This window comes from Streptomyces sp. NPDC048521 (assembly GCF_043199855.1).
Taxonomy (GTDB): domain Bacteria; phylum Actinomycetota; class Actinomycetes; order Streptomycetales; family Streptomycetaceae; genus Streptomyces.
The window spans coordinates 160239-179860 of record NZ_JBICWR010000003.1 but is presented as its reverse complement, the minus strand read 5'-3'; the positions used below and the strand labels follow the sequence as shown (position 1 = coordinate 179860).

16 protein-coding genes are annotated in these 19622 nt (G+C 72.2%); 8 read left to right on the top strand and 8 right to left on the bottom strand.

The annotated features are described in order from the left end of the window. Positions 1–439 precede the first annotated feature (439 nt). The 6 genes from ACGFRF_RS08330 (at position 440) to ACGFRF_RS08305 (ending at position 6826) form a co-directional block, all read left to right on the top strand. The gene (locus ACGFRF_RS08330; protein ID WP_393737832.1) at positions 440–973 is read left to right on the top strand and encodes a hypothetical protein; all 534 of its coding nucleotides are present in this window, start codon (positions 440–442) and stop codon (positions 971–973) included. Positions 974–1135: 162 nt separating this feature from the next. Next, a complete protein-coding gene (locus ACGFRF_RS08325; protein WP_393737831.1) occupies positions 1136–1570 on the top strand; it encodes a hypothetical protein in 435 nt (144 codons plus the stop codon). Positions 1571–1655: 85 nt separating this feature from the next. Continuing rightward, the gene (locus ACGFRF_RS08320) at positions 1656–2198 is read left to right on the top strand and encodes an SMI1/KNR4 family protein (RefSeq protein ID WP_393737830.1); all 543 of its coding nucleotides are present in this window, start codon (positions 1656–1658) and stop codon (positions 2196–2198) included. Positions 2199–2607: 409 nt separating this feature from the next. After that, a complete protein-coding gene (locus ACGFRF_RS08315; protein ID WP_393737829.1) occupies positions 2608–3456 on the top strand; it encodes a 3-hydroxyacyl-CoA dehydrogenase family protein in 849 nt (282 codons plus the stop codon). A 215-nt stretch (positions 3457–3671) separates the two neighbouring features. Continuing rightward, positions 3672–3995, top strand: coding sequence for an STAS domain-containing protein (locus ACGFRF_RS08310; RefSeq protein WP_031171888.1), 324 nt, complete (start codon positions 3672–3674; stop codon positions 3993–3995). A 269-nt stretch (positions 3996–4264) separates the two neighbouring features. Further along, entirely contained in the window at positions 4265–6826 is a 2562-nt protein-coding gene (locus ACGFRF_RS08305; RefSeq protein WP_393737828.1) for an ATP-binding protein, read from the top strand. A 187-nt stretch (positions 6827–7013) separates the two neighbouring features. On the opposite strand, the gene nucS is transcribed toward ACGFRF_RS08305, so the two are convergent. After that, positions 7014–7685, bottom strand: a complete 672-nt coding sequence (gene nucS, locus ACGFRF_RS08300; protein ID WP_393737827.1) for an endonuclease NucS — start codon at positions 7683–7685, stop codon at positions 7014–7016. 276 nt (positions 7686–7961) lie between these two features. On the opposite strand from nucS, the gene ACGFRF_RS08295 reads away from it, so the two are divergent. After that, positions 7962–8354 (top strand): SCO5389 family protein, encoded by a 393-nt coding sequence (locus ACGFRF_RS08295; RefSeq protein WP_317445441.1) that lies wholly within the window; start codon positions 7962–7964, stop codon positions 8352–8354. Between the two features lie 113 nt (positions 8355–8467). On the opposite strand, the gene ACGFRF_RS08290 is transcribed toward ACGFRF_RS08295, so the two are convergent. Further along, a complete protein-coding gene (locus tag ACGFRF_RS08290; protein WP_393737826.1) occupies positions 8468–9496 on the bottom strand; it encodes an LLM class flavin-dependent oxidoreductase in 1029 nt (342 codons plus the stop codon). A gap of 222 nt (positions 9497–9718) precedes the next feature. On the opposite strand from ACGFRF_RS08290, the gene ACGFRF_RS08285 reads away from it, so the two are divergent. Continuing rightward, entirely contained in the window at positions 9719–10051 is a 333-nt protein-coding gene (locus ACGFRF_RS08285; protein ID WP_393737825.1) for an ATP/GTP-binding protein, read from the top strand. Positions 10052–10080: 29 nt separating this feature from the next. On the opposite strand, the gene ACGFRF_RS08280 is transcribed toward ACGFRF_RS08285, so the two are convergent. The 6 genes from ACGFRF_RS08280 to scy form a co-directional block, all read right to left on the bottom strand. Next, positions 10081–10962, bottom strand: coding sequence for an ABC transporter permease (locus ACGFRF_RS08280; protein ID WP_393737824.1), 882 nt, complete (start codon positions 10960–10962; stop codon positions 10081–10083). Further along, positions 10959–12434, bottom strand: a complete 1476-nt coding sequence (locus ACGFRF_RS08275) for an ABC transporter ATP-binding protein (RefSeq protein WP_393737823.1) — start codon at positions 12432–12434, stop codon at positions 10959–10961. Before ACGFRF_RS08275 ends, ACGFRF_RS08280 begins: the two co-directional genes overlap by 4 nt. Positions 12435–12566: 132 nt before the next feature. Beyond that, positions 12567–13340: an ABC transporter permease gene (locus ACGFRF_RS08270; protein WP_393737822.1), complete on the bottom strand. Its 774-nt coding sequence runs from the start codon at positions 13338–13340 to the stop codon at positions 12567–12569. 3 nt (positions 13341–13343) lie between these two features. Next, on the bottom strand, positions 13344–14297 hold the full coding sequence (locus tag ACGFRF_RS08265; RefSeq protein WP_393737821.1) for an ABC transporter ATP-binding protein: 954 nt from the start codon (positions 14295–14297) through the stop codon (positions 13344–13346). An 83-nt stretch (positions 14298–14380) separates the two neighbouring features. Continuing rightward, positions 14381–15316: a cellulose-binding protein gene (locus ACGFRF_RS08260; RefSeq protein WP_393737820.1), complete on the bottom strand. Its 936-nt coding sequence runs from the start codon at positions 15314–15316 to the stop codon at positions 14381–14383. A gap of 182 nt (positions 15317–15498) precedes the next feature. Next, entirely contained in the window at positions 15499–19446 is a 3948-nt protein-coding gene (gene scy / locus ACGFRF_RS08255) for a polarized growth protein Scy (protein ID WP_393737819.1), read from the bottom strand. Between the last annotated feature and the right edge of the window lie 176 nt (positions 19447–19622).

The following is a 19622-nucleotide window of genomic DNA, read 5'->3' as shown; positions in this document are numbered from 1 at the left end:
CAGTTCGTCGTGGGACGGGGGCTTGCCGAGCGTGTGCTCGTCATCGCCCGTGAACCATCCCTTCAGGGCATCGACAATTCCCTTGTCGTCGCCGTCGTCCGATGTGGGTGCCGCATACGCTACCTGGGGCAGCGCGGCACTTGTCAGCGCCGCCACCACCAGGCACGCAGTAAGCCTGCCCCGTCTGGGTCTCACTGCAACCCTTTCCTTTTCTCCGACGTCATAAGAAGTGCCGGAATACGTCCGGAAAACACCTGCGGACAGGCCAGACGTAGCGGCGTCGCAGGTTGTAACCACGCAGATGACGTGGCGTCAAGCGATCTCCGATGTCCGACAGTTCACCTATCCCGGAATATCGGCGCCCGATTTGTCTCCTTGCTTGCGCACGCCACTCGCCATCGCGTATAAGGAGCCGGTTTCGCAGCGGAAAGGGAATGTCATGGGCGAGGAAAAGCTGTCGGCGCAGGCCGCCGAAAAAACACCCGAGGAGACGGGAAAAGCGCCGGAATCCCCGAATGCGTCGGAAAGCGCGAACTCCTCGTCCCGCCGCCCCGACCGTGCCGGGCTGCTCGTCGCCGGTGCCGTACTCGTCGCGTGCAGCGGCCTGGTGCTGTACGGCGTCCTCGCCGGCGGCGACGGCGACAAGGAGTCGGCGCACCCCCGGACTCCCACCGCTGCCGTCACCTACGAGGTGACCGGCACCGGCACCGCCGACCTCACCTTCCAGGCGAGCAGCGAGTCGGGGAAGGCCACCGTGGTGCGGGACGCACACCTGCCCTGGCGTGCGACGGTCGACGTACCCGTCGGCCGGGACCCGCTCATCGGCATCGTGCTCGGCGAGGACGGCGGCACGGCGCGCTGCGCCCTCGCGATCCGCGGCCACCACGTCCAGAGCGCGACCGCCACCGGCTCCTTCGGTCGCGCCACCTGCTCCGGCGCGCTTCCCTCGGCCGGCGGCGACGCGCGGGGCTGAGTCCCGCCGGTGCCCCGCGCCACCCGTACGCCCTTTCCGCCGCACGCGGCTGGAAGGCCGACCGCGCCGGCGAACCGGCGCGTCCACGTCTGCCGTGACGGCGTCCGGCACCGACCTGTGCCGGACATCCGGTGAACGGCACGCACAGCGAAGGGAGCGCTCATGGGCGCCTCCAGGTGGATCTGCTTCACCGACCACGACACCGACCCGCAAGCCGCCCTGGACGAGCTTCGCGAGCAGGCTTTCCAGCAGACCTGGCGTCCTCGGGAGCCGTTCCTCCAGACCCTCGCGGATCTGCTGGAGAGCGGAATCGCCGAGGAGGAGGGCGGAACCCATTCGATCATCGACGTCGACCGGGTGATCGTCACCGATGACGTGGACGCGGAGGAGGACGGTACGGTCAGGCTGATCACGCCTCGGGAAACCAGCGAGTTCTTCGGTACGGCCACCCCCACGCGCGGGGACATCGAGCGGGTCTACCGGACCTCCGCCTCGGATCTGCCACCCATGTTCCGCGGCTCCGGCTGCTGCACCCCGGTGTACGACGAGCACGGCAACACCGCGGGGCTGGCTTTCTGGGGTCTCACCGGGGACTGACAGGGGCTCATGCACGTGAGGAGGCCGCCCGGTCCGAGGGGCGGCGGGGCGGCACGCGGCGAGCGGGACGAGAGGAGCAGACGACGTGCAGCGAGTCGAAGAGCTGGAGGCCGCGCTTGCGTCGATGACGCGGTGGCGCGTGCCAGGTGGGCGCGCTGTCGACTGGGCTGCCCTCGAGGCGGGCCTCGGGGCGGCGCTGCCCTCGGACTTCCGCGCCCTGGCGGAGGCCTATCCGGTCCTGGTCATCGACGATTTCCTGATGGTGTCCCTTCCGACGCCCGGTACGGAGGCGTTGTGGGCGTCCGGGGCCAGGGAGGACGAGATCCTCCAGGATTTGTACGAGATGGGTGACACCGAGGGCTACGTTCCCTTCCCACGGCCGGGAGGCCTGATCTGCTGGGCGGAGTCCAACTCGGGGGACTCCTTCTACTGGAGGACGAGCCCCGCGGACCCGGACGCATGGCCGGTGGTCGTCCGCACGGACAACGCCGAGTGGTTCGAGTTCCCGGTCGGTGCCGTCGAGTTCCTGGCCGGGGTCTACCGGCGGACCATCGACGTGCCCGGCATGCCCAGGGACTTCCCCGGCGACCACCCGGAGGTGCTGGGGCTCAGCGACCGTGTCGACTGAAAAGCGGTGACAGCTCACTCGTGCCGTCGTCGGGCGCACGATGCCGGCCCTGAACGCGCTCGGAGACCGACGTGAGTCCGGCACGGGCGTTCCAGGACTTGTCGGACAGCAACCCCGGCGACCGGTACGTCCGGTCCGCGGACGCGACCGGCCCCTCGGGGTGGTCGTCCGCCGGACGGGCGGCGAAGACCCGGTCTCCGGGCGAAGGCCGCTGAGTCCCGAAGAAGCGGCGCGTCGCCCGTACGCCCGCGACCACCGACACGGCGTCAACTCCCACTGTGCCGCCGACGTGACGGGCGTCTCACCCCGTGAGACGTGAAACGCGTTACTAACTCCGCCGCACCGCCCCTCACGGGCGCTAGTGTCCGCCCGAGAGAACAGGGACAGCGCGTATCAGGGGAGTCGCACAGTGGCACGGAAGCTCGCCGTCATCGGGGCCGGCCTCATGGGGTCCGGTATCGCTCAGGTCGCCGCACAGGCGGGCTGGGACGTCGTCCTGCGTGACGTCACCGACGAGGCGCTGAGGCGTGGCACCGACGGCATCAAGGCCTCGTACGACAAGTTCGTCGGCAAGGGCAAGCTGGAGGCCCGCGAGGCCGAGGCCGCCCTGGCCCGCATCACCCCGACCACCGATCTGGACGCGGCCGCCGACGCCGACATCGTCGTGGAGGCCGTCTTCGAGAAGCTGGAGGTCAAGCACGACATCTTCCGCACGCTCGACAAACTCGTGCGCGAGGACACCGTGCTCGCCTCCAACACCTCCGCCATCCCGATCACCAAGATCGCGGCGGCCACCGAGCACCCCGAACGGGTCGTCGGTGTGCACTTCTTCTCGCCGGTGCCGATGATGCAGCTCGTCGAGCTGGTCCGCGGCTACAAGACCAGCGACGAAACCCTCGCCGCCGCCCGGGAGTTCGCCGAGTCCGTCGGCAAGACCTGCATCGTCGTCAACCGCGACGTCGCCGGCTTCGTCACCACCCGGTTGATCTCCGCCCTCGTCGTCGAGGCCACCAAACTCTACGAGTCGGGTGTCGCGACCGCCGAGGACATCGACCTCGCCTGCAAGCTGGGCTTCGGCCACGCCATGGGCCCGCTCGCCACCGCGGACCTCACCGGCGTGGACATCCTGCTGCACGCCACGAGCAACATCTACACCGAGTCCCAGGACGAGAAGTTCGCCCCGCCGGAGCTGATGCGCCGGATGGTGGACGCCGGTGACATCGGCCGCAAGAGCGGGCAGGGCTTCTACACGTACTGAGAAGACATCAGTACGTCGTACCGGGACCCGTCGGTACGACGTACCGAGACCCTCCCGTACACACATACGCCGGACATTCACCCTGGGAGCGTCACCCCCAGGGGTGAATTCGGTATCGGTTCGCTTACAAACAGCAACCGCGCCGCCACTCACACAGTCAGACGTTGCACAGCACCGTCACGGAGTACGCCAACCGCACTCAACGGGGAGCGCATATGTACATCAGGGGCGACCACGCCGAGCTGGTCGTCGGGGGCCGCCTCGACGTCCGCAGCGCGGCGGACGCCCGTACGGCCTTGCACTCGGCCGTCGACGACGGGGTCGGCGACCTCGTGCTCGACCTGTCCGAACTGGACTCCTGGGACGCCACCGGCCTCGGGGTGATCATGGGTGCCCACCGGCGGGCCGGCCGCTGCGGTCGCCGCCTGGTGCTGCGCGGCGTACCGCCGCAGATGCAGCGCCTGTTGGTGGCCACCCGGCTGCACCGCATCCTCGCCATCGAGGGCGGCATCGGCGTGGAGTCACTGCCCCGGGTGTAACGTCCGGATCCGGTGTGAACCGGGCGACGGGGGAGAGCCGGGCGCAGCCGCCGAAGCGCAACGTCGCGGGCAATCCTCACGAGACTGTGACGTCTCGGACCACACGGCACCCCGCCCTGTCGGACATACTGAGCGAAGGTTTAGGGTTCGGTCGCCCGCTGCCTCGCAACCCTCGACCGAGCGGGCCCGGACCAGAAGCGACAGCGCGGTGTGCGCAGGCCGGGAGGGGCCGGATCACGGGCACACGACGCTTTTGGGGGCTTGAACCCATGGACCCGAACACCCAGGGACCCGAGGAGCACGGCCAGGCGCACAGTCGCCGCCCGCCCCGGGAATCCCTCACCTCCGACTTCGTCCCGAGCGCGCCCGCGCCCGCCCGTACGGCGCAGCTCGTCTCCGGCGACCTGCTGCTGACCGTCAACCCGGTCGACGGCAGCGAGATAGAGCCCTGCCCGCCGGCCGAACGTCCCGGCCGGCCCCGCAAGCGCACCGCCGCCGAGCGCGCCGAGGCCGAGCGCGCCGCCCGGCCACCGGTGCCGCCCGGACCCGCCCAGCCGACGTACTCCCTGCTGGAGCGTCAGGACGAACGCGAGCGCCTGGTCCGGCTGCTGGCCCGGGGCCGCTCCGTACGGCTCACCGGACCCGGCGGCTCCGGCCGTACCGCCCTCCTCGACCTGGTCGCCGAGGACTGCGAGGACCTCGCCCCCGACGGCGTGGTCCGCCTCAGCGGCTTCCACCGCACGGCCGGCGAGGTCCTGCACGACCTCTTCCACACCGTGTACGACGCCCCCCGGTACCGCCCGGAACGGGACGAACTGCTCGCGCTGGTGGGGGAGATCGGCGCGGTCGTCGTCCTGGACGACATCGAGTTCGGCGGCACCGCCCTGGACGAGCTGCTCGACGCCACCCCCGAGTGCGCCTTCCTGCTGGGCGCCACCCCCGACATCCCCGCGCCCTCCGCCGACTCGGAGGTCGAGGAGATCTTCCTCAGCGGCCTCGACCGCGCCGCGGGCGTGGAGATCCTGGAGCGGACCGTCGGCCGGGTCCTCACCGAGGAGGAGGCCAACTGGGCCGGCGACCTCTGGTTCGAGTCCGAGGGGCTGCCGCTGAGGTTCGTCCAGGCCGGCGCCCTGCTGCGGCAGCGCGACCAGCTGCGGGTCAGCACCGGGGCGGTGGACGAGTACGGCGTCTTCGAGGACGTGCGCGAGCCGGCGGACATACCCGCGGACATGGCCGTCGACCCGGAGGAGGACGTCCCGCTGCCCTCCCTCGGCGAGGCCGCGGCCCCCGCCCCGCTGCTCGCCTCCCGGCTCAGCGCCTCCGCCCGCGCCGCCCTGCGCTTCGCGGTCGCCCTCGACGGAGAGGTGCCCCACCAGGCACACCTGCCGGCCCTGGTCGGAGACACGCACGCCGACGCCGCCCTCGGTGAGCTGGCGGGCTGTGGACTGGTCTCCGCGGTCGGCTCCCGCTACCGCCTCGCGGCCGGCGTGCAGACCCAGCTGGAGGCCGCCGGGTACGCCGACGACGCCCCGGCCCAGGCCCTCACCGCCGCCCAGCACTACGCCTGGTGGGCCGGCCACCCCTCGGTCACCCCCGAGCGGGTGTCTGCGGAGGCCGACGCGGTGCTGGCCGCGCTCGCCGCCGTCGTGCCGCAGACCACCCCGCCCGCCGAGGGCGAGGAGGCATGCGCGGTACGGCTCGCCAGAACGGCCGCGCCCGCCTTCGCCGCCGGACTCCACTGGAGCGCCTGGGAGCGGGCCCTGCGCTCCGGCTCGGAAGCCTCCCGGTCCTCCGGCGAGGTATCCGAACAAGCCTATTTCCAGCATGAGTTGGGCGTCCTCGCGCTGTGCGGCGGGCAGCTCGACCGGGCACGCGCCGAGCTGGAGGCCTCCATCGGGCTGCGCGGGGCACTCGCCGACAAGCGGGGCACCGTGGCCGGCCGGCGGGCGCTGGCGCTGGTCGCCGACCGTTCGGGCGAGGTGCCGGGGGTGGCGGCCACGGCGGGCGAGGAGGTGCCGGAGGTACGGCACGAGGAGTCGGCGCCGCCGCCGTACGGCCTCGCCGCCGACCCCGCGGTCACCCATCGGCCCACGGCCCCCAAGCAGTACGGCGGCTTCCGGCGCCTGGCCCGCCGCAATCTGGTGGCGGCCGGCTCGGGCGCGCTGCTCGCCGCCGTGCTCGGCACGGTCGTCACCCTCGGCATGACGTCCGACGAGAACGCGGGCAAGAACCCGGCCGGCACCGTCGACGTCAACCCGTCGGCGAGCCAGGGCGTGGACGACGGCAGCCTGGGCGCGGACCCGAAGGAGCCCGGCGGGGACGGCGCCGGCGGCACGGCACGGAGCCGGCCCACGTCGCCGGGTCCCGACGGCCGTTACGGCACGACGGACGACCCGGCGCCGCCGGCGGACACCGCCCGGCCGTCGGAGAGCGTCAAGCTGTCCGGCTCCGGCGCCTCTTCCGGCTCCCCGTCCAAGTCGCCCAGGCCGTCGGGGTCGACCAGCTCGTCGAGCGGCGGCACGACGGGTGGGACCACCGGCGGTACGACAGGCGGCACCACCGGCGGTACGACGGGCGGGCCCACGGGCGGTACGTCCACGGGGGGCTCCACGGGCGGTACGCCCACGGGTGGCTCCACCGGCGGCACCACGAGCGGTGACACCGGCGGTACGACGACCACCGGGGGTACGACCACGGGCGGCACGGAGGGCGACACCGGCGGCACCACGAGCGGCACGGACGCCGGCACGACGACGGGCACCGACGCGGGGACGTCGAGCAGCGCGTCGGCATCGCAGAGCGCACCGGAGACGGCGGACACAGTGATGTGACGGCACCTTCCGCAGCGCTCCGTCCGCCGCGACGGCGCTGGACCACGACGGAGGTGCCCGGCGGTGCCCGACGGGCCTCAGGCCGGTCCGGCACCGCCGGGCGACGCCGTACGGGCTGAGCGCCGTCGCGGCGCAGAAGACGGACCGGCGGAGAAGGGCGCCCCACTGCAACACGCCCGGCCGGGTCTCAGAACAGCCGTAGCTTGTCGTCCTCGATGCCGCGGAGGGCGTCGTAGTCGAGGATCTGGCAGTTGATGCCGCGGTCGGTGGCGAGGACGCGGGCCTGGGGCTTGATCTCCTGGGCGGCGAAGACGCCGCGGACCGGAGCCAGGTGCGGGTCGCGGTTCAACAGCTCGAGGTAGCGCGTGAGTTGTTCCACGCCGTCGATCTCACCGCGCCGCTTGATCTCGACCGCGACCGTCTGCCCGTCGGCGTCCCGGCACAGGATGTCCACCGGGCCGATCGCCGTCATGTACTCGCGGCGGATGAGCGTGTAGCCCTCGCCGAGCGTCTCGATGCGGTCGGCGAGCAGTTCCTGAAGGTGTGCTTCCACGCCGTCCTTGATCAGACCGGGGTCCACGCCGAGTTCGTGCGAGGAATCGTGGAGGATCTCCTCCATCGTGATGATCAGTTTCTCGCCCGCCTTGTTGACGACGGTCCACACGCCCTCGTCCGCGCCCGTGCCCTCCTTCAGCGTGCAGGGCGGCGACATCCAGTTGAGGGGCTTGTAGGCCCGGTCGTCGGCGTGGATGGAGACGCTGCCGTCCGCCTTGACCAGGATCAGGCGGGGTGCCGAGGGCAGGTGGGCGGTGAGCCGGCCGGCGTAGTCGACCGAGCACCGGGCAATGACGAGACGCATGGTCGGCAACGCTACTCGACGCCCGTCGGTGCGCGCGATCCGCCCGCCCCGCTCCCCAGGGATCGCCCCATATGTCCCTGGAAACTCTTGTTCATCCCTGGCCGATTGTGGGCGTAACGGGACCGTTCCATATACGCATTCTGCTGGTGTGGTCACCGACCGTTGCCTACCGTAGAGAACGGGAGGTCGCGGCCCATGTACTGAGCGTGTTCGAAATCGCGAACTCCCTTACCTGTCCGGCAACCCCTGCTCTTCGGGGGTGCGAGAGGAGAACCCATGTCGCTCGACGTCTCACCGGCCCTACTCGAACAGGCCGAGCGAGGCGAGGTCGACGAAGCAGCATTCGTCGACTGCGTCCGGACCTCCCTGCCCTATGCATGGGAGATGATCAGCTCCCTGGTGGCCCAGCTGAAGGTGGACGGCGGATCCTTCGCCGACAACCAGACGCCCCCGCCGGACGAGCAGGCACGCGGTCAGCTGCTGCGCGCGCTCGCGAGTGACGCCATCCGCGGCGCGTTGCAGCGGCACTTCGGTGTGCGGCTTGCCTTCCAGAACTGCCACCGCGTGGCGGTGTTCCCGCTGGACGCCTCGGTGGACGAGACGTTGGCACGCTTCACGTCGGTGCGCAGCCAGTTGCTCAACCAGTCGCCGGAGCTTCGGGACTGCTGACCGGTCTCGGTACGGCCGAGGCATCGAGGCGCTTGCTTGCCGCTCCACCCGTGGGAGGTGCATTCCGTGCCGGGGCGGCAAGCCCCCCAGGTGGCTTGCGCGTCGGGCGAGGGTCAGCGCAACTGGGGCAGCACCTCGGCGCCGAGGCGGCGCAGGTTCTCCTCCGTGGCCGCGAGGTCGCCCGAGCCCTCCATGAGCAGTGCGAAGCGGGAGATGCCGGTGCGCTCCGAGGTGGCCGCGAGCCGGTCGGCGGCGAGCCGCGGGGTGCCGACCGGGTGCAGCCCGCAGAGCAGTTCGGTGTAGGCGTGCGGGTCGCGCATCGCGCGCGCCCGCCCGTCCACCGTCACATGGGCCTCAAGGCCCTGTTTCAGCCATCCCGGCATCGCCTTCTGCAGGATCTCCACGGCGTCCGTGCGCCGGTCCGCGAGCTGGCAGACGCCGGCCGACACATGAGCGGCGCCCGCGATCTCCTCGGCCGGCCGGCCCGCCGCGCGGGCGCAGCGCCGCCACAGGGCGACCATCTCGGCCTTCTCCTCGTCCCCGACGTGCATCCCGAGCAGCATGGGCAGCCCGCGCTCGGCGGCCAGCCGCACACTCGCCGGCGAGGTGCACGCGACCACGACCTCCGGCCCCGGGGCGTCCGTCAGCGCCTCCGACGGGCGGGGCACGACCGGCACCTCGCGGAAGGAGAACCGCTCGCCGGAGGCCGCCACGGACGGTTCGCTCAGCCAGCGCAGTAGCAGATCGAGTGACTCGGGGAACCCGTGTTCGTACGCCTCGAGGCCTGCTCCGAAGACCTCCAGGTCCACCCAGGGCCCGCCGCGGCCGAGGCCGAGCGTGAACCGTCCGCCGCTCGTCACGTGCAGCAGCGCGGCCTGCTCGCCGAGGGCGACCGGGTGTGCGGTGGGCAGTACGCTGACCGCCGTGCCGACGCGGATGCGGCGGGTGCGGCCGAGCAGCAGGGCGGCCAGGGTGACCGCCGACGGACATGTGCCGTAGGGCACGAAGTGGTGCTCGGCCAGCCATACGGCGTCCAGCCCGGCCTGCTCGGCGACCTCGGCCGAGCGGACCGCCCGGTGCAGGGCCTCCCCCTGGCCCTGGCCCGGGAACTGGGCCGCCAGCACAAAACTTCCTACGCGCATCGCTCTTCCTGCTTCCTTGGCTCCGACCCGGAGCTCCCCCACCCGGCATAACCGTCTGACACGTGCCCAGGACACGGTCTCGTGGGGAGATTTGCGGATTGTCTGCAGAATGGGTCGCCCTCGAGGGGGACTTGTACGGGTTGGCGCCGTACGCGTACCCCTCGCGGCGGCGCGTAGGCTGGATGCATCCCGTGCTTCCTGTATAGCTCCGAGAGGTGTCCCGTGTCCCCGCGTCGCAACCGACCGAAGGCAGCCGGATCGTCGGGCCGGAGCGCCGAGGACGACCGCGCCGGCCGGTACGGCGGCTGGCAGTCCACGGAGAGCTGGCAGGGCGATGAGTGGAGCGTGCGCCATGTCGCCGGCGCCAGCGCGGGAGGCAAGACCTATCGCTGCCCCGGTTGCGACCAGATGATCCCCTCCGGCGTCCCGCACGTGGTGGCCTGGCCGGAGCACGCGGGCGTCGACGACCGCCGGCACTGGCACAAGGCGTGCTGGAACGCGAAGGACCGCCGCACCACGCGGGTGCAGCGGTCCCGTAACGCGCCGAGGTTCTAGCGCGCCGAGGTTCTAGCAGCCGGTCCGGGCTACACGTCCCGCTTCTGCAGCAGCGCGTGCGCACCGGCGTAGACCACCGCCGTCAGGCCCAGGATGATCCACAGCGGGTCCCAGCCCGTGGGGCCGGAACGGCTCAGGGAGTTGTCGTAGAAGACTCCGAGCTGGCTCGGGATGGAGTACTCGAACAGCCACTCCTGGATCCTCTGCAGCGAGGACGCGGCCATGAACAGCGCGATCACCAGCGGTGCGAGCACCGCCGCGATCATGATGGTGATGGCGCCCGCCGAGTGCCGGATGATCGAGCCGATGAGCAGCGAGAGCAGCCCGAGCAGCGCGATGTAGAGGCTGACGCCGACGGTGTCCTTGAGCCAGTCCGCACCGGACGGGGTACGGGCGCCGGTGCTGCTCAGCATGGACGCGTGGAGCACGGCCACGAAGCCGGACGCGGCCAGCGTGACGACGAAGGCGACGGCGAAGAACACGATCGACTTGGCGGCGAGCACCCGGCCCCGGCTCGGGCACGCGGTCGTCGTCGTACGGATCATGCCGGTGCCGTACTCGGAGGCCGTGGTCAGCACGCCGAGCGTGATGATGCACATGCTGCCGAGGAGCAGTCCGAAGAACCCGAACGACAGGGGGTTCTCGCCGGACAGGCTCGCCGAGTCGGAGTTGGCCTCGATCAGCGCGCCGGCCAGCAGGCCGATGCCGACGACGAGCAGCACGAACACGCCGAGCGTCCACATCGTCGACCGCACCGACCTGATCTTCGTCCACTCGGAGGCCAGCGCGTGCCCGAGGTGGGTGCGCACCACCGGGATCGGCGAGGTGTAGCCGGGGTACGTCGCGCCGGGCGCCTGCCAGTCGGGCGCGGCAGCGGGGGACTGCGGCATCGGGGGCTGGTGGGTGCTCATCGGGCGACGTCCTCGGGCTGGGTCTGGGTCGGGTCGGCAGGGGCGGAGGCGGCGGCCGGGGCCGGCGCGTCGGCGGGTGCCGGGGGAGCGGCGGCGGGGGCCTGCTGCGGCACGGGCGGGGCGGCCGGGGTCTGCTGCGGGGCGGCCGGGGCCGACTGGGCCGTGGCCGGCGGCTGTCCCTGCGGCGCCGTCGCGGCCGACTGCGCCGGACCGGCCTGCGGCGCCTGTGCGGGCGGCTGGGCCTGCGGTGCCTGGGCGGCCGACTGGGCCTGAGCGGACTGCGGGGCCGACTGGACCTGCGGCGCCGGCTGCGGGACCTGCGGCGCCTGGGCCGGCTGCTGGGTGTACGGGTTGGGGACCGGGGTGCCGGGAGCGCCGTACGCGCCTGCCGGAGCGCCGCCGTACGGCCCCGTGGGCGGCGCCGGCATCGCGAACGGCTGTCCGCCCTGCTGGGGCGGCGGCGGGGCGTACCAGCCGGGCTGGCCCTGGCCGGGCACCGGCATGGGCGGCTGGGCGCCGGGCGGCAGCGGCTGCTGCAGGCCCGCCCTCTGGTCGACGGTCGAGCGGTAGTCGACGGCGCCCTGCGTCATCCGCATGTACGCCTCCTCCAGCGAGGCCTGGTGCGGCGACAGCTCCCACAGCCGGACACCCGCCTCGTGCGCGAGGTCGCTGATGCGGGGCAGCGGCAGCCCGGTCACGCGCAGCGCGCCGTCCTGCTCCGGCAGGACATGGCCACCGTTCTCGGTGAGCGCGGAGGAGAGTTTCTCGCGCAGCTGCGGCTCGGTGTCCGGGGTGCGCACGCGCGCGAAGTCCGCGGAGTTCGCCGAGATGAAGTCCTTCACGCTCATGTCGGCGAGCAGTTGTCCGCGCCCGATGACGATGAGGTGGTCGGCGGTCAGCGCCATCTCGCTCATCAGGTGCGAGGAGACGAAGACCGTACGGCCCTCGGCTGCCAGCGCCCTCATCAGGTTGCGGACCCAGAGGATGCCCTCGGGGTCGAGGCCGTTGACCGGTTCGTCGAAGAGCAGCACCTGCGGGTCGCCGAGCAGCGCGGCGGCGATGCCCAGGCGCTGGCCCATGCCGAGCGAGAAGCCCTTGGAGCGCTTTTTGGCCACATCCTGAAGACCGACGACCCCCAGCACCTCGTCCACGCGCCGGGCCGGGATGCCCGACAGCTGGGCGAGGCTCAGCAGGTGGTTGCGGGCCGACCGGCCGCCGTGCACGGCCTTGGCGTCCAGCAGCGCACCGACCTGCCGCGGGGCGTTGGGCAGCTTGCGGTACGGGTAGCCGCCGATGGTCACCGAGCCGGACGTGGGGTTGTCCAGCCCGAGGATCATCCGCATCGTCGTCGACTTGCCTGAGCCGTTCGGCCCGAGGAAGCCGGTGACGGCTCCCGGCCGCACCTGGAAGGAAAGGTTGTACACGGCGGTCTTGTCGCCGTAGCGCTTGGTCAGGCCGACAGCCTCGATCATGCTCCGCACCCATCGAAAGGTTCAGGACAGCGGGGCACACGCCCCCGTAAGGGTTAGGAGGATATCGAGGCGCTGACGGTTCCGCTCAAAAGAAGGTAAAGCCAGAACGTGACGGTGCGTGACGGGGACCTTTTACTGGGCGTCCCGGCGCTTGAGGAGGAGGTAACCGCCCCCGAGCGCGGCGATCACCCACAGCACCATGATCCCGAGCCCGCCCCAGGGGCCGTAGGGCGTGTCGTCGTCGACGATCGGCACCACCTGCATGATCCGGCTGCCGGCCTGGTCGGGCAGGAAGCGGCCGACCTTCTTCGTGGCGTCGACGTTGCCGAGGATGTTGGAGATCAGGAAGAAGAACGGCATCAGGATGCCGAGCGACAGCATCGGCGAGCGCAGCATCGCGGCGACGCCCATGGAGAACATCGCGATCAGGGCCATGTACAGCCCGCCGCCGAACACCGCGCGCAGCACCCCGGGATCGCCGATCCCGGCCCGGTGGGCGCCGAGCATCGCCTGCCCGAGGAAGAAGGCGGCGAAGCTCGTCACCAGGCCGACGACCAGCGCGAGCGCCGTCGCCACCGCGATCTTGCCGAACAGGAAGGTGCCGCGCCGCGGAACGGCGGCCAGCGAGACCCGGATCATGCCGGTGCTGTACTCGTTCGAGACGACCAGCACGCCGAACACGATCATGGCGAGCTGGCCGAGGGTCATGCCCGCGAAGCTGATGACCGTGGGATCGAAGGAGAGCCGCTCCCGCACGGGCATGGTGTCGTACTGGCTCCGCGACAGTGCGGAGATCAGCGTCCCGAGGGCCACGGTGACGACCACGGCCAGCGACAGCGTCCACAGGGTGGACGCCACCGACCGGATCTTGGTCCACTCGGACCGGATGACCTGGACGGCCGCCATCGGTCAGGCCCCCTTCCAGCCGGCGCCCCAGTCCTGTGGGGCGGGATCGGGACCGGCATGCGCGTGGTACTCCACCGACTCCGCCGTCAGCTGCATGAACGCCTCCTCGAGCGAGGCCTGCTGCGGGCTCAGCTCGTGCAGCACGAGCCCGTAGCGGGCCGCCAGTTCGCCGATCTGCTCGGCCTTGCCGCCCTCCACCTCCAGCGCCCCGCCGCCCGCGTCCACCACGGTGATCCCGGCCTCGTGCAGCACGTCGAGCAGCCGTTCGCGCTGCGGGGAGCGGATCCGGAGGTACGACCGGGAGTTCTGCCGGATGAAATCGGCCATGGAGGTGTCCGCGAGCAGCCGGCCCTGCCCGATGACGACCAGGTGATCCGCCGTCAGCGCCATCTCGCTCATCAGGTGGCTCGAGACGAACACCGTCCGCCCCTGCGCCGCCAGCGACTTCATCAGGGTCCGGATCCAGTGGATGCCCTCCGGGTCGAGCCCGTTGACCGGCTCGTCGAACATCAGGATCCGCGGATCGCCCAGCAGCGCCCCGGCGATCCCCAGCCGCTGCCCCATGCCCAGCGAGAACCCCTTGGCCTTCTTCCGCGCCACCGGCGTGAGCCCGACGGTGTCCAGCACCTCCGCCACCCGGCGCCGGGGAATGCCGTTGCTCTGCGCGAGGCACAGCAGGTGGTTGTAGGCGCTCCGGCCGCCGTGCACGGCCTTGGCGTCCAGCAGGGCGCCGATGTACGTCAGCGGGTCCTTGAGCCGGTCGTAGTGCGTGCCGTCGATGCGGACCTCGCCGGCGGTGGGGTGGTCGAGCCCGAGGATCATCCGCATGGTCGTGGACTTCCCGGCCCCGTTGGGCCCGAGAAACCCGGTCACCATGCCCGGTCTGACCGCGAACGTCAGACGGTCGACCGCGACCTTGTCGCCGTACCGCTTGGTCAGCCCCTCCAGCTCGATCATGCGGCCACGCTAGAACGGGACGAAGCCCCCTGCCACCGGAGAGGCAGGGGGCTTCGTCCCGTTCAGCGACCTGTGCGCAGGCGTTACCGGGACTGCTGCGCCGGAACGCCCCGGGAGATCGGCTCGTCGTCGGTCGACGTGCCGGCCGCGGCCACCGCGGCACCGGTCAGCGTGGCGAGCATCTCGCGGACGTTCGTCAGCTGGGCGTTGATGGAGTCGCGGCGGTTGGTGAGGGCGGCCAGCTCGCGCTCGGATTCCGAACGGATCCGGTCGGCCTTGGCGTTGGCGTCGGCCACGATGTCCTCGGCCTGGCGCTGGGGCGTCTCCACCGTCTGGCGGGCGCGGCGCTCGGCGTCCGTGCGCAGCTTCTCCGCCTCCAGGCGCAGCTGCTCGGCGCGGTGCTCGATCTCGGCGAGGCGCTTCTCGGCCTTCTGCTGACGCGAGGCCAGGTCGCGCTCGGACTGCTCGCGGCGCTTGGCGAGGTTCGTCTCGAAGTCGGCGGCGGCCTGCGCGGCCTTGGCGCGGGTCTCCTCGAAGAGGGCGTCCGCCTCCTCGCGCTTGGACTGCGCGTCCTTCTGCGCCTCGGCACGCAGCTGGGAGGCGTCGGCCTTGGCCTTCTCGACGATCCGGACGCCCTCGTCCTCGGCCTTGGTCTTGCGCTCGGCGGCGTAGGACTCTGCGTCGTTACGGACCTGCTGGGCCGCCGACTCGGCGAGGTCGCGGTGCTGCTCGGCCGCGCGCCGGGCCTCCTCACGCAGCTCCTTCGCCTCTTCCTCGGCCAGGCGCAGGATCTTCTCGACCCGCGCGCCGAGACCCGCGTACGACGGTTCGGCGTCGGTGACCTGAGCCTGGGCGTTCTGCGTTTCGAGGTGCAGCTCCTCGATGCGCTTCTCCAGAGCGGTGATGCGGGCGAGAGCGCTGTCACGGTCGGAGACGAGCTTGGAGATACGTTCGTCCACCTGAGCGCGGTCGTACCCACGCCGCACAAGCTCGAAGCCGTAGGGGGAAGTGTCGCTCATGGGGTTCCTGTCAATGAGACCGGTGAGGTGATAAGGGGAATCCTAGGGGCCGAAGCGGTGTGTCATCGAGCGGATACGGTTTTGATCTGCAGAATGGCACCTCTTTTGGGTGGCTGACCGTCGGACGGCTTGCCGAGGACTCGGGCAAAGTCCCCAGAAAACACCGGAAAGCACCTCGTCCGCTAGCTGTCCGACGACTTGCCACCCGATCGAGGGGCGCCGACCGTCGCACCCGCCTTGACTCCGTCGCCCTTGCCGGACGACGGGGCCTCGAAGGACTCCAACGCCTCCAGGACGTCCTGGACACGGGAGATCTCGGCGTTGATGTCCTCGCGGCGGCGCACCAGGATCTCCAGCTCGCGCTTGCCCTCCTCGACCGTGCGCCGGGCCTCGCGGATCGCCTCGGCCTTCAGCTCCTCGGCCTCCTTGACCAGGCTGGCCTTCTTCTGCTCGGCCTCCTTGAGCAGCCCCTCCGCCTTCTTGACGGCGGCGATGCGCACCTTGCCCGCCTCGGAGTTGGCCTCCGACACCAGCTCCTTGGCCTTCGCCTGGGCCTTCTCCAGCTGCTCCTCGGCCGCCTTGATGAGCGCGTCGCAGCGGTCGCCGGCGGTCTTCATCGTCTCCGCGGCCTCGCGCCGGGCCCGCTCGTGGAGCTCCTCGATCTCGGTGGTGATGCGGTCGCGCAGTTCCTCCGCCCGGTCCCTTATGGCGGTGGCGTCCCGGCGGGCACCGACCAGCAGCTCGTCGGCGTCCGTCCGGGCCTTCTCCACCAGCGAGTTGCCCTCGACGGTCGCCTCGGAGACGATCCGCTCGGCCTCGCTGCGGGCCGCACCGACCATCGTGTCCGCCTGCGACTCCGCGTCCGCGGTGGTCTTCAGCGCCTGCTGCTGGGCCTCGGTGAGCAGCTTGTCGGCCTCGGCCGTGGTCTCCGTGATGAGCGTGTCGACCTGTTCGGCCGCCTCCGAACGCCGCTTGTTGGCTTCCTTGCGGGCCTCGTCCAGGGTCCGGTCGGCCTCCTCGCGCGCGGAGTTGACGAGCCGTTCGGCCTCCGCCGCGGCGTCCGCCTCGACCCGCTCGGCCTCGGCCCGCACCCGCTCGGCATGCGCCTGCGCGGAGCCGACGGTCTCGGCGGCCTCGGCACGCAGCCGCTCGGCCTCGCCGGTGGCGTCCCCGAGGAGCTGCTCGGCGCTCGCCACGGCCTCGTTGCGGACCCGCTCGGCCTCGGCGAGGGCCTCCGTGCGCACGCGCTCGGCCTCGGCGGCGGTCTCCGTCGTGAGCCGCTCGGCATCGGTGAGCGCCTCCGTGCGCACCCGGTCGGCCTCCGCGACCGTCTCGGTCTGCAGCCGCTCGGCCTCGTTGCGGGCCTCGGTGATGAGGGTGTCCGCCTGGGTCGCCGCGTCGGAGCGGATGCGGTTGGCGTCCTCGCGGGCGTCCGCCCGGGTACGGGCCGCCGCCTGGTCGGCCTCGGCGAGCGCGTCCGACGCCTCGGTCCGCACCCGCTGGGCGTAGTCCGACGCGTCCGAACGCAGCCGCTCGGCCTCCGCGATCGCCTCCGCGACCGTACGCTCGGCCAGCGCCTTGGCGGCCTCGGACTCCTCGTTCACCTCGCGCCGGATCCGGGAGGCGTCCTCGCTCGCCCGCTCCCGCTCGGCGTAGGCGTCGGAGCGGACCCGGTCGGCCTCCTCCTCGGCCTCCCGGCGGGTACGGTCCGCCGCGTGCTCGGCGGCCGAGCGCAGCCCGGCGATCTCCTCCTGGGCCTGCTCGTGCAGCCCGGAGACGGAGTCCCGCACCTGCTGGGCGTGCTGCTCGGCGGCGGCGACCATCTCGGTGGCGCGCCGGTCCGCCTCCTCGACCAGCCGGATGGCCTCGGCCTGCGCCTCCTCGACCCGCTTGCGCGCCGAGGCCAGCAGCTCCTCGCTCTGCGCGCGGGCCCGCTCGCGCTCCTGGTCGGCCTCCTCGCGGGCGGCGCCGAGGAGTTCCTCGGCCTCGCGGCGGCGCCGGGCGGCCTCCTCCTGCGCGGCGGCCAGCGTCTCGGACGCCTCGGTGCCCAGCCGCTCGGCGGCGGCCTGCGCCTCCGCGCGCACCCGGTCGGCGGTGTCCTGGGCCTCCGCCTTCAGCCGCTCCGCCTCGGCGGCGGCCTCGGAGCGCAGGCGTACGGCGATGGCCTCGCCCTCGGCGCGCGAGGCGGACGCGTCGGACGCGGCCTCGTCGCGCAGCCGGTCCGCCTCCGCCTCGGCCTGCTGCTGGAGGGTGCGGATCCGCTCGGCGGACTCCGAGCGCAGCCGCTCGGTCTCCTCGGCGGCCTCCCGGCGGATCCGGGCGGCCTCCTCGCGAGCGTCGGTGAGCGCCTGTTCGGCGGACGCCAGCCGCTCCTGGGCCTCGGTCTGCAGCCGCGTCAGTTCCTCGGCGGCCTCGCCGCGGCGGGCCTCGACGGCACGCTCGGTCTCCTCGCGCAGCTCCCGCGCGGCCTGCTCGGCGTCCGCCTTGACCGACTCGGCCTGCTCGGCGGCCTCGGCGCGCAGCCGTTCGGCCTCCTTGCGGGTGCGCTCCAGGGTCTCCTCGGCCTGCCGGCGCAGGCTGGTGGCGCGCTCGATGGCCTCGGTGCGGACCTTCTCGCTGTCCGTGGTGGCCTTCTGCCGCAGCTCGTCGGCGTCCGCCTTGGCCCTGGCCAGCAGTTCCTCGGCGGACTTGGCCGCCTCCTCGATCTGCGCCACCGCCTCCCGGCGGGCCTCGGCGCGGATGGACTCACCCTCGGCGACCGCGTCGGCGCGCAGCTGCTCGGCCTCGCCGCGCAGCCGGCGGGCCTCCTCCTGCAGCTCGACCGTCTTGGCGCGGTACTCCTTGGTGTCGTCCTTCGCCGCGCCCTTGAGCTGCTCGGCGATGTCGTGCGCCTCGGCGCGCAGCCGGTCCGCCTCGGCCTCGGCCTCGCGGCGGATCCGTTCGGCCTCCTCGGCGGCGGCCTTGGTGGTCTTCTGGGCGTCCTCGGACGCCTTGTTGAGGACGTCCTCGGCGGTCTTGGCCGCCTTGGACAGCTGGGTGGCCGTCTCCTCCGCGGTGATGGAGCGGGCCTTCTCGGCGGCCTCGGCGACGATCTTCTCCGCCTCGGCCCGCGCGTCGGCGACCAGCTGCTCGGCCTCGGACTTGGTGTTCTCGGCCTCCTTGGTGGCCTCTTCGACCAGCCGGGCGACCTGCTCCTTGGCGGTGCGCGTCCGCGTCTCGTTGGCGGCCTCGGCGCCGGCGAGGGCCTTGGCGGCGGCCTCCTTCGCCTCGGTGACCACCTTCTCGGCCTCGGCCTGCGCCTTGCGCAGCGCCTCCTCGGCCGCCGTCATCCGCTCCTGGGCGGCGCGGCTCAGCTCGGCGGCCTGGCGGCGGGCGGTGTCCGACTCGGTGACGGTGGCGGTACGCAGCTGCTCGGCGTGCTCGGTCGCCTCCTGGGCCTGCGTGGAGGCGGCGTTCAGCAGCCGCTCGGCGTCCGTGCGGGCACGGCGCAGGATCTGCTCGGCCTCCGCGCGGGCGGCCTCGGCGTCGCTCTGCAGCCGTTCGCGGGCCTCCCGGGTCAGCCGCTCGGCCTCCGCGCGGGCGGCGGCCATGGCCTGCTCGGCCTCGGCGCGGGACTCCTCCAGCAGCCGGCGGGCCTGCTGCTCGGTGCGGGCGCGCAGCTGCTCCGCCCAGGCCACATTCTCGTTGACGTGCGACTCGACGGTGGCGCGGCGCTCGGCCAGCTCCTGGTCGAGCTGCTGGCGCCGGGTGACCGCCTCCTGATGCAGTTCGGCCTGGAGCCGGGCGGCCTGCTCGGCGTGCTCCTGCAGGATGCGCTGGGTCTGCGCGCGGGCCTGGCTCAGCTCCCGCTCGGCGTCCTGGCGCAGCTGCTCGGCCTGCATCTGGGCGTTGCGCAGCAACTGCTCGGCCTGGTAGCCGATGTCACCGCCGTCGTAGGCGGGCCGGGTCATGAGGGTGCGCCGCGCCTCGTGCAGCTTGGCGCGCAGCACCTCGACCTGGTAGCCGAGGTCCTCGGCGTGCTGGATCGCCTTTTCCCGCTCGGTCTTCAGCCGCTTCATCTCGGCCTCGAACCGAGAGAGGTGGTCGACGTCAGCCGCCGGCTCTCGCTCCTGGCTCTCGTAGCCCCGCACTGCGCGGTCCCATCCGTCCCCTGGTCAGCTTCTCCAACGAGCTCCGTCCATCCGCCGAACGGGGCCCCCGGGGAATGGTGTCAGATCAACGGCGGAGCACGGGCTGCTGCCCCGACGCTCGTCCCCCGAAACCCGGACCCCGGCATGCGGTCACCCGGGCCTGCGAGGGCGACCGC